The organism is Bacillus paramycoides (assembly GCF_001884235.1).
Taxonomy (GTDB): domain Bacteria; phylum Bacillota; class Bacilli; order Bacillales; family Bacillaceae_G; genus Bacillus_A; species Bacillus_A paramycoides.
The window spans coordinates 132,480-148,037 of record NZ_MAOI01000079.1; the positions used below are offsets into that span (position 1 = coordinate 132,480).

Genomic DNA, 15,558 nt, shown 5'->3' on the forward strand with positions numbered 1-15,558 from the left:
TGTTACAGTGCACCTGGGGCCATCCACATATGGGATGTGAGACCTTTATCGGCTAAGGAAAGTTGACTTTCATACACTGTTTTCCATGTTTCAAAGAACTCTTTGTAACGCTCATGATTTTCAGCGTTTGGCTCAAACGTTTTTTCCCACTGTACAAATTGCTCGGCAGTTTCGGCCATTGATTCATAAATACCTGCGCCAACTCCAGCAGCAATAGCCGTACCTAAAGCAGCTGCTTCTTTTACAACGGGTACTTTGACTGGGATTCCAAGAACGTCTGAAAGAATTTGCGGCCAAAGCTTTCCTTTAGCAGCACCGCCAGCAAAGATTACTTCAGAAGGGAATTTACCAGTGAGAGCTTCTATTAATTTCAAGTTGCCGAGTGTAACGAAGGCCGCATTTTCCTCGATCGCGTGAAACATTTCTTTCTTTCCGCACTTATCAGCATCTAAGCTTAAATTTAAAAAAGATGGTGCCGCGTGACGCCAAGAAATATAATTCATTACATTTGAAAAAGTAGGGATAATGCCGTGTGAGCCGGTAGGTACTTCTTTCGCTTGTTCTTCTAGTAAATCATAAGCATCTACACCTAGCTTTTCAGCGAGTCTTTTCTCTTCTTGGCAAAAAGCATCTCGAAACCATCTCATAACAAGGCCGGGGAAGAAAGCAATTGTTTCATATTGCCATAGGTTAGGAATAGCGTGGCAATTTACACGAACAAGTGCATTTGAATCTGTTTCTGGTTTTGTTATATTTACTTCCTGTTGCCAAAAACTGCCCCCGCATATAAATGTTTGTTCTGGATTCACGACTCCAGTTCCGAGCGATGCCATTTGTGCATCTCCGCCTCCAGCAACGACTGGTGTTCCTTCATGTAATCCTGTTAATTCAGCGCTTTGCTTTGTGACATTCCCAATAACTGAGCCAGCCTCATTTACTTTTGGTGAAAAGGCTAGCATAAGACCACATTGCTCAGCAACCGAGTTATCCCACGCTCTATTTTGTAAATCGAATATACCGGACGTACATCCATTGGAAGGATCAATTTGCAAGATTCCGCACAATTTATATAAAATCCAATCGTTTAACATCGTAAAGGAATGAATGTTTCTGTATACATCTGGCTCATGCTTTTTTATCCAAAGCAAGCGAGGTAAAGCACCTAATGAAAATGTTTGACCTGACTTTTTATATAAATCTTCTTCAATTTCGGAACGAATTTGTTTTAGTTCACTAACTTCTGCTGATGCGCGGCCATCAACATTTGCACAAGCCCATATTTCTTGCCCGTTTTTATCGTATAAAACAAATCCTTCGCGCATGCTCGTTGCACTTATACCTTTAATAGAAGAGGGGGACGTATTACTTTTTTGCAGAACATCCTTCGTACATTCTTGAACGAGCTTCCAGTTTTCTTTTACATCAAAATTCATTGAACCAGGATAACGAAGATCTGATTTATGAACCCATTCTTTTTGACTAACTGCAAGCTGATTTCCTTGTAAATCAAACAGGACTGCTCGAATACTTCCTGTACCAGCATCGTAAGCTAATAAAGAGGACATTAAGAGTCACCTTCCTTTCTTAATAAGGAGAGGGCAGTTTCTTCATCGGTAATTAATGTATGAATGAATTTTCCTTTTAAGGCGCCATAAATTGCATCTAACTTTTCAGTGCCACCAGCTACACCAACGACATGTTTCATATTTTGAAGAACAGAGAGTGGTGTGCCGATAAGACGGTTATGATGGGGAAGTTCTAATTGTTTTCCGTCAGTATTATAAAATTGACCTAAAATATCTCCGGCCCCGTTCTGACTACGTATATACGTCATTTCATGTAGCGTTAATTTTTCTTCTTTCACAATTGTGGCATCTTGTGATAAACCTCCAATGCCAACTACTGCTGTATGTGCGAGTGAAGCGACGTGAAGCATATCTTTCACACTCGGCTCTGATAGAATACTTTGTGCCATTTCGTTTGTGGATGCTAGAAAAGGGGTAGGAATGATGTGAAGGTCTCCTTGCATGTAGTTCAAATAGTTTTGCTTCCTCGGAATATAGTGGTTAACACCGCCTGTAAGAGTAACGATTGAAAGACTCATAGAAGTTTCAAAATGAATGTTTTCTAGCATTTTACTTATCGTTTCTCCCCAGCCAATGCCAAGTAAATCTCCTTGTTGCAGATGAGTTTCTAAATATTGTGCAGCAGCTTTTCCGAGTGAAGATGTATAATCTTCAGTTGGCGTTGGAATAACGAAAGCGTCTTTTAGATGGAATTTTTTCATAAGGTCACGTTCGATGCTTAAACAGTGTAAACCAGTACCTTTTACGTGAAATGTAACGACACCTTCCGTACGTGCTTTATCTAACAACCGAACGACTTTATTTCTTGAAATGTGAAGAAGTGAAGCAATCTCCTGTTGCGTTAGTTGATCTTTATAATAGTACCAAGCTACTTTAGTTAACAAATTTTCTTCAAAGTTCAGCTGTGACATTCTCTTCATTCCTTTCAACAAATGACCAATGCTTAAACATATGTGTTCGTTATTTTGTTTATTCCAGTTGAAACGATAATTAGCCCAGTGAAAAAAATGTTCTAGATATGAAAAAAGGAATATACAATGCTACAAAACAAGTAGAACAAAAAATCATTTTCTCAAAAAATGTTCTGCATAAAGGCAGGTGACATCATGTGGAGAATGTGCCCTTATTACAAGTTACAAAGATGAGTAAATCTTTTTCAGATCAACTCGTATTAAAAGAAGTCAATTTACAATTAGAGTGCGGAGATGTATACGCTTTAGTTGGAGGAAATGGTGCCGGGAAATCAACGTTAATGAAAATATTAACAGGTTTGTATTCATACGATTCAGGCAAGATGTATGTGAAAGGGGAAGTACAACAGTTTTCAAACACAGCAGAAGCACATCAACATGGTATTTATTTAATACCACAAGAGCCACTCATCTTTCCTCATATGACAATTGAAGAGAACATTTGTATCGGAATGAAAGTGAAAAAGAAAGAGCTTCGAAATAAGATTAATAAGTTGCTAGAAGATTTAGGATGGAACATTCAACTTCATGAGCTAGGGTTATCATTATCAATTGCCCAGCAACAATTAGTAGAAATATTGAGGGGATTAATAAGGGAAGCTGAGATTCTTATTTTAGATGAGCCAACATCGACATTAACAACTCACGAAATTAAAAGTCTTTTTGTGTTGATGAAAAGTTTAAGAGAAAAAGGTATTGGTATGATTTACATTACACATCGTTTTCCAGAAATCTTTGAAATTGCGAATAAAGTAGCGATTTTACGTGACGGAATGATTGTAAGTCAAGGCGATGTATCGAGTTATACATATGACATGCTAATGGAGGGGTTATTACCGAAAGGATATAAACTTGAGGAGAAGAAAGAGATCATCCAAGAGGAAACAGAGTATTCGGAAAAAATATTAGATGTCACGAATGTGTCCGGTTATGCATTTCAAAATATATCATTTACTGTACACGCTGGAGAAGTTGTTGGGATTGCAGGTATCGTCGGATCCGGTAGGACTGAACTAGCGGAATCAATATTTGGATTAATGCCTTTGAAATCAGGTTCCGTCTTATTAGAGGGGAAATCTATTACAAAGTATTCGATACAGAAGCGAATAGAGGAAGGTATGGTGTATGTACCGGAAGACCGAGCTGGGAATGGCATTTTTTCAATTGCGTCTGTGAAAGAAAATATAACGTCTGCATCTTTAAACAGTACGAGTAGCTTCTTTTTAAATAACAAAAAAGAAAGCGCTTTAACGAATTCGTATATAAACCAGTTTCGAATTGTTGTCCCTCATATGAATGAAGAGATGACATCTTTATCAGGTGGGAACCAACAGAAGGTAGTGCTAGCGAAATATCTTGCATGTAATCCGAAAGTGATAATTCTTGATGAACCGACCCGGGGTATTGATGCGAAAGCAAGACTAGAAGTATACGAAACTATACAAAGTTTGAAGAGAGAGGGCCTTGCGATCATATTAATTTCTTCAGATCTGGAAGAAATCGTTCAATTAGCGGATCGTGTATATGTGATGAGGAACGGAGAATTCGTCTCTCATATAGAGAAGAAGGAAATGAGTATAGATGAAGTTACACGCCTTGCATATGGAGGAAAGGGAGGTGTAACGGAGTGAAACGTGTATTTAAAATGCATGAGACGTCTATTATTATTTTATTACTTCTATACATAGCTTTCGTTGGAGTAATGAACCCTAGTTTTGTTCAGTTTAGTTCCTTATCTTTAATAATGAAATCTAGCGTTATTTTAGTTATTTTGGCAATCGGTCAATCTTTCGTATTGTTTACGAAAAATATAGATGTATCAGTAGGATCTAGTATGGGATTAAGTGCAGCGGTTTGTGGGATGTTGTTAACAGATGGATACAGTACTTTTATTTCAATATTTGCGGCAATTATACTTGGCGCACTAATCGGTCTGGTAAATGGGATTGGCGTTACGAAGTTTCGAGTACCAGCTATTATTATGACATTAGGAATGCTCGGGATTATTAGAGGAGCAATGTTAATATTCACGGGCGGAAAGTGGATTGAAGATATACCTAATGAGTATAAACAAATTTCTTCTATTATGATGCTCGGTATTCCGATAACGGTATGGATAGTTCTTATCATATTACTACTACTATATTTCTTTTTAATGAAAGTTCAAATTGGAAGATATTTTTATGCGGTAGGTGATAATGAAGATGGCGCAAGACTAATTGGAATACCTGTAGATCAGGTGGAAATATTTGCTTTCATCATATCGGGCATAAGCGCCGGGCTCGCTGGGTGTATATTCGTCATGAATATTGGATTCGTTCCAAATCAAACAGGTACAGGGATAGAACTACAAGTTATCGCAGCAGCTGTTTTAGGCGGTATTCAATTAAAAGGAGGAACAGGTTCTATATTTGGAGCCGCGCTAGGTGCGTTATTTTTAGAAGTGATAAGCAGTTCACTCGTCTTTTTAAAAATACCTGCATTTTGGAATAGTGCTATATCAGGATTTTTACTTTTACTCATCATCATATTAGATAGTGTATTAAAAAAATGGAAGAAACTCCGGCAACTAGAAGAAAGGAGGGTGAATCTATGAAAGGAATACGTAGCTTGTATAGATGGGAAGGCGTTCTTCTCTTATTGCTCCTCGTAGAATTCATTCTCTTTGGTTTCGTAAATAGTGATTTTTTAAACATTAGTAATCTCCTTTTTAGTATGAATGATTTCCTCATTATTTCAATCGCGGCTATTCCGATGACATTCGTCATTGTAACAGGCGGAATTGACGTATCAGTAGGATCAATTATGGGGCTTACTTCGATTCTTATCGGAGCCTTTTGGATGAATGGTATGCCTATAATGTTAGCCGTTATCGTTGCTCTTGTAATAAGTTGTATAGCGGGCGGTTTAAATGGCCTCATTATTAAAATGACAGATGTAGAACCTCTTGTCGTAACACTTGGAACGATGTTTTTATATGCAGGAATCGCCCTTGTTATTTCAGGAGGATCAGGAGCCGCTGGTTATGAAGGGATAAGTGGTTTGCCGGATACGTATGTGCAACTGGCAAATGGTTGTTTTATAGGGATTCCTAATTTATTATGGCTCCTTGTCATATTAACGATTGTATTTACGATATTGTTTCATCGTACAACATACGGTCGCCACGCAAAATTAACTGGAGCAAATGAAAGTACGGCGAAATATTCCGGGATTCGAACGAAGAAAGTAGTTATTATTGCTTACGTACTTTCGGGGTTAGGAGGTGGATTAGGAGGAGCTTTCTTAACTGCATATTTTGGTTCAGCTCGTGCTGATATTGGAAGTGAAACGATTTTGCCAGTAATTACGGCAGTTGTGTTAGGCGGGACACTTATTACAGGCGGAAAAGGGAGTATTATTGGGACAGTACTAGCGAGTATTTTTATAGGACTCATGCAGTACGGTTTGCAAATGACCGGCTTAACGAATGAACAATCAAATGTAGTAATTGGTATTATCCTTATTGTTTCTGTTATTATGAGACATTTCAAATTACAACGATTCACTACGGGGAAAAGAAGGAATTTGCATAAGGGGGAAATGTCATGAAGAAAAAACTGGGGATTGTTATTATTATGTGTATTTGTTTAATCGGCTTAATCGCTTGTTCTAGTCAAACAGCGGATAAGAAAAAAGCAGATGATGTAAAATTTGCATTCATTCCGAAATTAACAGGGGTTGGGTTCTTCACATCGGGCGGTGAAGGTGCAAAAGAAATGGGAGATAAGTTAGGCGTACAAGTGAAGTATGATGGACCGTCTGAGGCAAGTGTATCAGGGCAAGTAAAATATATAAACAATTTCATTAATCAAAACTACGATGCGATTATGGTTTCATCTACGTCAGTTGATGGTCTCTCACAATCATTACAACGCGCAAAGAAAAAAGGGATGACCGTATTAACGTGGGATTCTGATGTGAATCCGAAAGACCGTTCGTTTTATATTAGCCAAGGTACACCAGAACAACTTGCAAACTTATTAATTGAAATGACTTCTAAGCAAATTGGAGATAAAGGAAAAGTAGCATTTTTTTACTCAAGCCCGACAGTAACAGATCAAAATCAATGGGTAACGAAGGCGAAAGAGATTATTAAAGAGAAATATCCGAATTGGGAAATTGTAACGACGCAATATGGTGAAAACAATGCACAAAAATCTTTATCAGTCGGGGAGAGTATTTTAAAAACGTATCCGGATATTAACGCAGTCATTTGTCCAGATGCAACGGCACTTCCAGCAATGGCGCAAGCAGCAGAGAATTTAAAAATGGATAAAAAAGTAGTCGTAACTGGATTTTCGACACCAAACGTTATGCGTGATTATGTAAAACGAGGAACGGTACAACAATTCGGATTATGGGATGTAAAACAACAAGGTGCACTCGCAACGTATGTTGCAAATGAAATTGTTGTAAAAGGGAAAAAATTAAAAGTAGGGGATAGCTTCGAAGTAAAAGGAATCGGGAAAGTGAAAGTAGAACCAAACTCTATTCAAGGGTATGATTATGAGGCCGAAGGAAATGGTATAATCGTATTGCCAGAACGAGTTGTATTTACGAAGGATAATATCGATAAATATAATTTTTAATAGTGTTTGGTAGTTGAATATATGTCGTTTTTTGTCGGTAAGTCGATATGATTTGAAAATCGCCGATATAATTTCATTCACTATATTTCTTCGTTATACAAAGTAAAAAAACGTCCGAATATATCGGACGTTTTTATTATGTCGTTTTTAAAATCTATTCATTAATTATGCACAGCTTCTTTTTCATTTAACCCAAGTGTGCGTCCTGTTGAAGCGTGAAGTTCCTGGAACAGTCTTGGATTTTCCGTTAGTGACATGCCATAAGAAGGGATCATTTCTCTTATCTTTGGCTCCCATGCTACTATACGTTCTGGGAAGCATTTTTCTAATACTTCAAGCATAACGTGAACAGCAGTAGAAGCACCTGGAGAAGCACCAAGTAACGCAGCGATTGATCCGTCAGATGCACTAACAACTTCTGTACCAAATTGAAGTGTTCCTTTACCACCAGCATCAGTATCTTTAATTACTTGCACACGTTGTCCAGCAACTACAATATCCCAATCTTCACTTTTCGCGTTCGGAATAAACTCACGTAATTCTTCCATACGTTTTTCGTGTGATAACATAACTTGTTGAATTAAGTATTTTGTTAATCCCATCTCTTTTACACCTGCTGCTAACATCGTTAAGACGTTATTCGGTTTTACAGAGCCGATTAAATCAAGATTTGAACCTGTTTTTAAGAATTTAGGTGAGAAGCCTGCAAATGGTCCAAACAGTAAAGCTTTTTTGTTGTCTATATATCTTGTATCAAGGTGAGGTACAGACATTGGTGGAGCACCAACTTTAGCTTTTCCGTATACTTTTGCATGATGCTGCTCTACAACTTTTTGGTTTTTACATACCATAAATAGTCCACTTACTGGGAATCCTCCAATATGTTTTGACTCAGGAATACCAGTCTTTTGAAGTAGAGGTAGACTACCGCCACCGCCGCCGATAAAGACAAATTTCGCAGTATGATGTTCGATTTTGCCACTATTCATATCGTGAACTTTTACTTCCCACAAACCGTTCTTCGTGCGTTTAATATTTTCGACACTATGTTTGTAGTTTAGCTCGACATTTTTAGTTTTTAAGTAATCAAACAACATGCGCGTTAACGCACCGAAATTAACATCTGTTCCAGAATCAATCTTCGTTGCAGCCATTGGTTCATTAGAGTTACGGCCTTCCATAATGAGTGGAAGCCATTTTTTTAATGTATCAGGTGCATCAGAAAATTCCATTCCTTCGAATAAAGGATTTTTTGAAAGCGCTTCAAAACGGTTTTTTAGAAACTCTACATTTTTTTCACCTTGCACTAAACTCATATGAGGCAGTGGCATAATAAAATCTTGTGGATTACGAATTAGGTTTCTCTTTACAAGATACGCCCAAAATTGTCTTGAAAGTTGAAATTGCTCATTTACTTTGACAGCTTTACCAATATCTATAGATCCGTCAGATTTTTCGGATGTATAGTTAAGCTCACATAGCGCAGAATGTCCTGTACCGGCATTATTCCATTCGTTAGAACTTTCTTCTCCGGCATTTGCGAGTTTTTCAAATACTTTAATTTCCCATTCAGGTGCCAATTCTTTCAGTAATGATCCTAACGTTGCGCTCATAATTCCAGCGCCAATTAAGATAACGTCTGTTTTTTGCTGCATGTTGCTCATGATAATCTCTCCATCCCCTATATTGGCAAAAAAGAAAAGGTGTTTTTATTTCTAAGCCGTAAAAAGTAAACACCGCCTAGGCCCCACCTAGGAATCTATCTTTTTTGTCTCAATTATATAACCATCTCATAGTCTATTATAATAATTAATAGACTAAAATATCTAGTGTTATCTGATAATTTTAAACTATTTAACGTTTTATTTCATAGAATTCTTCTGTCATAAGGGTAAAAAGCATTGTAGTAAAGCGGAATTTGGAGAAGAATTCCAGTTTGATGTTATCTTAAAAAAATTTACTAATACTTTTATTTTTATGTTTTATCTTTGGAAATTTGTAAGAATCTGTGTTTGTGATATCTAATTTGAAGAAATAGAATAAATAACAAATAATTGGTAAGATTATTCTGAAAATAAAGCAGGAGGGATACCAATGCTTACAAAAGAACAAATCGCAAACTTATTTCGAAATTTTTCTGTGAATGAATGTAAAGGATCAAGTGATTTATACGAGTATTTATCAATAAAAATTTCTGAAGATGAGGAAGTTCTTACGTTAGCTTCCTACGCACAACCCGGTCAACCAACCCCAAACTTATTATTAGGTGCAGTCCATTATTTATTGTTAAAAGGAATAGAACACAGTTTAAAAAGGTATTATTATAGTTTAGTTGAAGATGCTGATACCAATTTTGAAAATGCCTTTCACCAATTTAAAGATTTTTGCCTTGTATATCGAGAAGAAATAATTACTTTATTACAAACGAAACTCGTTCAAACGAATGAAGTAAGACGATGTGCCTATTTGTATCCAATTTTCTGTTACATATTTAATAAAGTGAACAAACCGTTAGCGTTAATTGAAATTGGTACAAGTTCTGGATTACAACTGTTTTGGGATCAATATCGTTATTCATATGGAACGGAAGAAGTATTTGGAAACACACAGTCTAATGTTCATTTACAATCAGAAATAAAAGGGGATAAGAAGCCATCCTTTTTAAAACAAAGTCCACCTGTCGTAGAAAGAATCGGACTAGATTTACATGTGAACGATTTAAATGATGATGAAGATTATTTATGGTTACGCGCGCTTATTTGGCCAGAACATAAAGAAAGACTTGAACTATTCGATCAAGCAGCAGCGCTTGTAAAAGAAAAATCAGTACAATTAATTGAAGGAGACGGTGTAGCGCTTCTCCCATCCATTGCAGATCAAATAAGGGAAGATGCGGTGATTTGTATTTTCCATACACATGTAGCAAACCAAATACCTGACAATGTCAAACATACGCTAGAAAAACAAATTAAAGAAATCGGTGCAAATCGTGATGTATTCCACCTATATAACAACATGTGGGACCGGAACCTTCATATTGATTATTATATTAACGGAAACGAATATTGTGAAACGGTTGGGGAAACAGAAGGGCATGGAAGATGGTTTAGTTGGAGGCTTGGGGATAGAACTTTTTGCTAAAGCAAACCTAATAGTCATGGGCTTCATCACCAATATTCGTAATAAAAATGGCTGATGGAAGACACTCCATCAGCTATTTTTATTTTTCATTAAACTCATCAGGAGTCCAAGTAGCGATTTCATTCCCAGGTGCAGCAACTACAAGCCAATCCTCACATTGGACCCCAGCTTGCCAACATTCATAATAGTTGTGAAAACCATTTATAAACATGATTTGCTCGTTTTCAAATGTAATAATTAAATGCGGAGTTTCCTTACCTAGTTGTATGTCTGTAACTTTTTGTCTTCTCATTTCAAATATTCTCTTATATTCTTCTTCCTCGGAATAATCGTCAAATTCATCCTCATTAGATGGATATTTTTCAGGTGGAGTATTAAATAAACACCATTTCGATTCAATGTTGACATGTAATTGCCCATCATAATCAACTGCAGCCTCAAAATCTGTAAAATGAATCTTTATAGTTGCTGAAGAAATACCAAATTGAACCCCATCAACTTGTGCTCCTATGAAGAGATGTTTTAATACCTTTTCTGCATAAAGTTTGTCTTCTTTGCTCATTATACGAATCCTCCTTTCTGTAATATATATTATTTTTTTATTGTAATAAATAAAATTTTGTGTAAAATGAACCTACTGTGAGAAACGGACGAATATAGTGTGAAAGATCATGAGAGGGGAACGTAATTTTGGATGAAGTAGTATTAAAAGAATGGCTATATAAAATGGAGTCCGGGGACCAAGAAGCCTTTCAGTTTATTTATGAGTACACATGTAAAGATATTTATAGAACAGTAGTATTTTTAGTAGGGAGTCAAAACCAAGATGTAGACGATATAGTTAATGAGGTGTACATCAAAATGTGGAAGTCCGTAACAAATTATGATATGAATCGTTCATTTCGTTTTTGGTTACATGGACTAGTTGTCAAACAAGTACAGGATTGGCGTCGTAAATCGTGGCGACGATTTCGAATCTTTGAAAAGAAGAAAATGTATGAACAAGATCGGTCTTACATAATGGATGAAGCTATTTTACATAAGGAAACAAGAAGTGAATTAGTAGAAGTTGTACAAAATTTATCTTATAAGCATCGTGAAGTAGTTATTATGCGTTACTTCCATGAATATAGCTTGGATGAAATTTCTATGCTTCTTCAAACCCCAGTTGGTACAGTGAAATCTCGATTACATACAGCGCTAAAACGATTAAGAACTGAAATGGAGCATATGCCAACCTTTAGGGAGGGAGAAATAAATGGATTTTGAACAATATGTAACGAATGAATTGAAAAGAAAAGCAGAGAATTTAGAGCCGTCTCCTAATCTAGAAGATAAAGTACAAGCCTCTTTTCATAAATACCAGCAATTGAAAAAGAGAGGGAAAACATCTATGAAGAAAAAGTTATTACTGGGCTTTGTAGCTGCGGCGATTCTAATACCAACCGGTACTTTTGCAGGTACAACATTAATGGATAAAATTGTTGGGACACCAGAAGAAGCAAGGCAAGATATGGGAATGACTGAGGATGGTTATAATGGGGTAATGGAACGTATAGAAATTGCTAAAAGTATATTTACAGAAGAGGACTTTGAAAAGTATGTTGCTTTATTACAGGAATCGTACCATTTTTATAAGAAAGTAAGTGTCGTAGAGAATGGAAAAAGACAATATACAGCTACCGATCGTCTAAATGCTGATGAAGAAAAAAGAGATAAAGAGGTAATGGAACAATTAAATACATATGAAGAAAGAATAAATCAACATTTTACCTATACATTTGAACAAGCTGAAAAAATAACTGGTTTTCCGATTAAGCATCCTACATATATTCCAGTTGGACATCAACTAGTATTTGAAGAGGTAAAAGCCGAAGCGACATTAGGAAAACCTATGCCGCTTATTACGATGAGATATGAAAATCGTAATGTAAAAAAACAGCCACATACTTCAGATGCAGAATTAGGTTTTACAATTCATCTTTTAGAAATCATTGAGGGAGAATATAAAGATTATTTTATTGACAGACCATTTGATAATCCCTCTGAAAGAGGACCTAATTTTTCTGGAGATATAAAGAAATATAAACTAAATGGGTATGATGTTACATTTGGAGAGCATAAAGTGTCACATGTAAGGGCTATGAAAATAGTGGTACCTGCAAAAGAAGGAAGAAATGCATATCAAGTGTATATAAACGATAGTATGCTATCTAAAAAAGAGCTTGAGAAAGTTTTACTTTCGGTTGTTGAATAGATAATGAAATTTCAGAAAAATGAAAGTAAGTAGTTACTTTCATTTTTCTTTTATGATAATATGTTAGTAATCACTTACTTACATATTGGATGGAGGAATAAAGATGGGGAAATTAACAGCGCGAGAAAAAGTTATGGAAGCTGCTACTTTATTATTTGGTGAAAAGGGGTATACAGCGACAACAATTCGTGAAGTGGCAGAAAAAGCGGGGGTAAGCGAGTTAACTATATTTCGTAATTTTAAAAATAAGGAAAATTTATTTAGAGAAAGTATTATTTTACGAACAACACCAGTTGCTTTATTAGAGGAAATAGAAGAGCAATTTACTGGTGATTTACATAAGGACCTTACGAAAGTGGCAGAAACATATATTCAAATCAATTTGCCAAAGCTAAATTATATTTGGGCTGCGTTAATAGAATCAAGACAAAATAGTGAAATGAAAACATTACTACATGAGTTAAATTCACATTTAGTGAATCATTTAGAAACCTATTTAAAGCAGCTTGGAGAGAAGGGGCATATTTCTTCTTGTAACTACCGTTTAATAGCGAATATGTTTTACGGACAACTGTTTTTATACATTATGAATGTTAGTATAGCGGAAGAAGAAATTCAGTTAGAAGAGTATATAGAGACTTGTGTAAATTTATTTATGAATGGGATTTTAAATAAAGAAAACGAATAGGGGTGGGGGAATTGCGGAATACATTTGCATTAATTGCATTAATTGCAGGTTTTTTTATGGCAATTTTAGATTCAAACATTGTGAATATCGCATTACCAGAAATGACAAAGACATTTCATACGTCAATTGATACCATTTCTTGGATTGCTAATAGTTATAATGTTGCCTTTGTATCGTGTTTATTAATTGCAGCACGTCTTGCGGACCAGTTTGGTCGCAAGAAGCTGTATATTATCGGTTTATTAGGGTTTTCTATTAGTTCGCTTATGTGTGGTATTGCCACTTCTTTTCATACATTAGTAGCTTTTAGGATAATACAGGGAATCTCAGCAGCAATAATCGTACCAGTTGCTATGCCTCTTGGGCTTAAGTTAGTACCGAAAGAGAAACAAGGTATGATAGGTGGTATTATGGGAGCTTTCGGAGGATTAGCAGCGGCAATTGGGCCTTCACTTGGTGGTGTTTTAACTGATAAATTGAATTGGAGCTGGGTGTTTTTTATTAATGTCCCAGTTGGTATATTATCTTTAATCTTCGTGATTCTTTGTATTAAAGAATCGTATGATCATACTGCAAGCTCTAAAATAGATTGGGCGGGTATGATTACTTCTGCATCTGCACTATGCTTACTTGTATATGCACTCATACAAGTAAATACAAATCATTTAAGCACGATAAGCTTAATTCTTCTTTTTATGCTTTCATTAATAAGTTTTATATTATTTTTCATTATCGAAAAGAAAAGTAATAATCCAATGTTACCTTTAAAGTTGTTTTCATATAAAGAGTTTTCAATTTCAAACCTTTCCTTATTTTTCGTTGGGATGGGGTTAATGAATTTTTTATTTATACTTGCTTTTTATTTTGTTCAAGTAGAAGGAATGTCTGAACTACAGTCAGGTTTAATTATTAGCACTTTAGCCATTGTTTCAATGATTGTTACTGGAGTAGTAACACCAATCGCAGCAAAACGAGGTAGTGTATTAATAGGTAGTATAGGGATGATTGCTTTTATCATAACTTCGTATTTATTTAGTCAGATAGATTCAAACTTTACTACATGGGATTATATATGGCGATTAGTGATCGTTGGAATTGGAACAGGTTGCACTTTAGCACCGTATACAACAATTGCGGTTTTAAGTGTGCCGGGTGAAAAATCAGGTGTTGCTTCAAGTGTATGTAATATCTCTAGAACGGTCGGAAGTATTGTAGGGGTAGCAATACTGGTCATGTTTTTGAATCATCAATTGTTAGTTGAAAAAGAAAAAGTAGATAGGGAAGTAATAACTGTGATTGAAAAAAGTAATTTAACAAATATAGAAAGAGAACAAGTGTTGCAAGCGATGAAAGGAATTGATAAAAATCAAAACAGCATGTTAAAGTCTGAAGAGGCGAATAAGCTTTACGAGAAAATGAAGCAACAATATAAACAAGGAATTGTATATAGTTTTGATAAAACATTTTTAATGGGTTCAGTTATTTTTACTTTAGCGCTCATTTGTAATGTAGTTGGTATGTATGTAAGTAGGAAAAAAGGTACAATTTCGTTAATAGGTTAGTTTTATTGCATAATATTATTATGTAAACAAAATTAGAGTATGTACACCTAACTAAATAGTTCAATATTTTTGATTTTTCTTTGGTTACAAAAATATAGTATTCGTAGGAGGGGATCATATGAGTAAACACAAAAAAATCATAGCGATTTCAGGCAGTATTAGAGAAAGATCATCCAACACAAACGTATTAAAAGCTTTAGCAGCATTTATTCCAGATGGAGTAGATTACACCATTTATAAAGGAATAGAGAAACTTCCTCATTTCAATCCGGATATAGATAGAGTGGGAGCACCGGTTGTTGTTGAAGAGTTTCGAAAGACATTAAGTGAATCACATGCACTTATTATTTGTACACCAGAGTACGCAAAAGGCATACCAGGAGTTTTAAAAAATGCATTAGAATGGCTTGTTTCATCAGCGGAACTATATAAAAAACCAGTGGCTATCATAACAGCTTCACCGTCAATTACGGGAGGGGATAAAGCCCATGAATCTTTGTTACTTACACTGGGTATGATTGATACAGTTGTCGTTCAAAATGGTTCGGTATTAATCCCATCTGTGCGTACTAAATTTAGTGATGATGCAAAAGTTACAGATGAGGATACAAAGCAAGCTCTTATTTCTTTAATCCAAAGTATAGTAGACGAAATAAGGGAATAATGATTTGTTTTATATAAAGGCAATACTACCGTTAGTTTAAACGTAGTATTGCCTTTTC

General features: G+C 35.6%; 14 protein-coding genes. 10 read left to right on the plus strand and 4 right to left on the minus strand.

Going from position 1 to position 15,558, the window contains the following annotated elements:
* Positions 1-2: 2 nt before the first annotated feature.
* Positions 3-1,565 carry an autoinducer-2 kinase gene (gene lsrK, locus BAU28_RS16730; RefSeq protein ID WP_071719219.1) on the minus strand — a complete coding sequence of 521 codons (1,563 nt, stop codon included), beginning with the start codon at positions 1,563-1,565 and terminating at the stop codon, positions 3-5.
* Positions 1,565-2,497, minus strand: a complete 933-nt coding sequence (locus tag BAU28_RS16735; protein WP_071719220.1) for a sugar-binding transcriptional regulator — start codon at positions 2,495-2,497, stop codon at positions 1,565-1,567. Before BAU28_RS16735 ends, lsrK begins: the two co-directional genes overlap by 1 nt.
* 197 nt (positions 2,498-2,694) lie before the next feature.
* Here BAU28_RS16735 and BAU28_RS16740 point away from each other — a divergent pair, with 197 nt between their 5' ends.
* Genes BAU28_RS16740 through lsrB form a run of 4 tightly spaced genes read left to right on the plus strand, consistent with a single transcriptional unit; the run spans position 2,695 to position 7,188 of the window.
* Positions 2,695-4,188 (plus strand): sugar ABC transporter ATP-binding protein, encoded by a 1,494-nt coding sequence (locus tag BAU28_RS16740; protein ID WP_071719221.1) that lies wholly within the window; start codon positions 2,695-2,697, stop codon positions 4,186-4,188.
* A complete protein-coding gene (locus BAU28_RS16745; RefSeq protein WP_071719222.1) occupies positions 4,185-5,153 on the plus strand; it encodes an ABC transporter permease subunit in 969 nt (322 codons plus the stop codon). The genes BAU28_RS16740 and BAU28_RS16745 overlap by 4 nt, the downstream gene beginning before the upstream one ends.
* Entirely contained in the window at positions 5,150-6,148 is a 999-nt protein-coding gene (locus tag BAU28_RS16750) for an ABC transporter permease (protein ID WP_071719223.1), read from the plus strand. Before BAU28_RS16745 ends, BAU28_RS16750 begins: the two co-directional genes overlap by 4 nt.
* A complete protein-coding gene (gene lsrB / locus BAU28_RS16755; protein WP_071719224.1) occupies positions 6,145-7,188 on the plus strand; it encodes an autoinducer 2 ABC transporter substrate-binding protein LsrB in 1,044 nt (347 codons plus the stop codon). Before BAU28_RS16750 ends, lsrB begins: the two co-directional genes overlap by 4 nt.
* A 161-nt stretch (positions 7,189-7,349) precedes the next feature.
* Here the strand turns inward: lsrB and BAU28_RS16760 are convergent, their stop codons facing one another.
* Positions 7,350-8,852 carry a malate:quinone oxidoreductase gene (locus tag BAU28_RS16760; protein ID WP_071719225.1) on the minus strand — a complete coding sequence of 501 codons (1,503 nt, stop codon included), beginning with the start codon at positions 8,850-8,852 and terminating at the stop codon, positions 7,350-7,352.
* Between the two features lie 430 nt (positions 8,853-9,282).
* Here BAU28_RS16760 and BAU28_RS16765 point away from each other — a divergent pair, with 430 nt between their 5' ends.
* Complete coding sequence (locus tag BAU28_RS16765; protein WP_071719226.1) at positions 9,283-10,329, plus strand: DUF2332 domain-containing protein; 1,047 nt, start codon at positions 9,283-9,285, stop codon at positions 10,327-10,329.
* A 79-nt stretch (positions 10,330-10,408) separates the two neighbouring features.
* Here the strand turns inward: BAU28_RS16765 and BAU28_RS16770 are convergent, their stop codons facing one another.
* Complete coding sequence (locus BAU28_RS16770; RefSeq protein ID WP_071719227.1) at positions 10,409-10,891, minus strand: hypothetical protein; 483 nt, start codon at positions 10,889-10,891, stop codon at positions 10,409-10,411.
* A 128-nt stretch (positions 10,892-11,019) separates the two neighbouring features.
* Between BAU28_RS16770 and BAU28_RS16775 the strand changes: the two genes are divergently transcribed.
* From BAU28_RS16775 to BAU28_RS16795, 5 genes are all read left to right on the plus strand, one after another.
* Positions 11,020-11,598, plus strand: coding sequence for a sigma-70 family RNA polymerase sigma factor (locus tag BAU28_RS16775; RefSeq protein ID WP_071719228.1), 579 nt, complete (start codon positions 11,020-11,022; stop codon positions 11,596-11,598).
* Positions 11,588-12,586, plus strand: coding sequence for a hypothetical protein (locus BAU28_RS16780; protein WP_071719229.1), 999 nt, complete (start codon positions 11,588-11,590; stop codon positions 12,584-12,586). The genes BAU28_RS16775 and BAU28_RS16780 overlap by 11 nt, the downstream gene beginning before the upstream one ends.
* Positions 12,587-12,689: 103 nt before the next feature.
* A complete protein-coding gene (locus BAU28_RS16785) occupies positions 12,690-13,274 on the plus strand; it encodes a TetR/AcrR family transcriptional regulator (protein WP_071719230.1) in 585 nt (194 codons plus the stop codon).
* A gap of 11 nt (positions 13,275-13,285) precedes the next feature.
* Positions 13,286-14,836 carry an MFS transporter gene (locus BAU28_RS16790; protein WP_071719231.1) on the plus strand — a complete coding sequence of 517 codons (1,551 nt, stop codon included), beginning with the start codon at positions 13,286-13,288 and terminating at the stop codon, positions 14,834-14,836.
* Positions 14,837-14,954: 118 nt separating this feature from the next.
* Positions 14,955-15,500, plus strand: coding sequence for an NADPH-dependent FMN reductase (locus tag BAU28_RS16795; protein ID WP_071719232.1), 546 nt, complete (start codon positions 14,955-14,957; stop codon positions 15,498-15,500).
* Positions 15,501-15,558 lie beyond the last annotated feature (58 nt).

Coding starts and splice junctions, on each gene's coding strand:
- BAU28_RS16785 (WP_071719230.1), top strand. CDS start 12,690: ATGGGGAAATTAACAGCGCGAGAAAAAGTTATGGAAGCTGCTACTTTA.
- BAU28_RS16795 (WP_071719232.1), top strand. CDS start 14,955: ATGAGTAAACACAAAAAAATCATAGCGATTTCAGGCAGTATTAGAGAA.
- BAU28_RS16750 (WP_071719223.1), top strand. CDS start 5,150: ATGAAAGGAATACGTAGCTTGTATAGATGGGAAGGCGTTCTTCTCTTA.
- lsrB (WP_071719224.1), top strand. CDS start 6,145: ATGAAGAAAAAACTGGGGATTGTTATTATTATGTGTATTTGTTTAATC.
- BAU28_RS16735 (WP_071719220.1), bottom strand. CDS start 2,497: ATGTCACAGCTGAACTTTGAAGAAAATTTGTTAACTAAAGTAGCTTGG.
- lsrK (WP_071719219.1), bottom strand. CDS start 1,565: ATGTCCTCTTTATTAGCTTACGATGCTGGTACAGGAAGTATTCGAGCA.
- BAU28_RS16780 (WP_071719229.1), top strand. CDS start 11,588: ATGGATTTTGAACAATATGTAACGAATGAATTGAAAAGAAAAGCAGAG.
- BAU28_RS16765 (WP_071719226.1), top strand. CDS start 9,283: ATGCTTACAAAAGAACAAATCGCAAACTTATTTCGAAATTTTTCTGTG.
- BAU28_RS16770 (WP_071719227.1), bottom strand. CDS start 10,891: ATGAGCAAAGAAGACAAACTTTATGCAGAAAAGGTATTAAAACATCTC.
- BAU28_RS16760 (WP_071719225.1), bottom strand. CDS start 8,852: ATGAGCAACATGCAGCAAAAAACAGACGTTATCTTAATTGGCGCTGGA.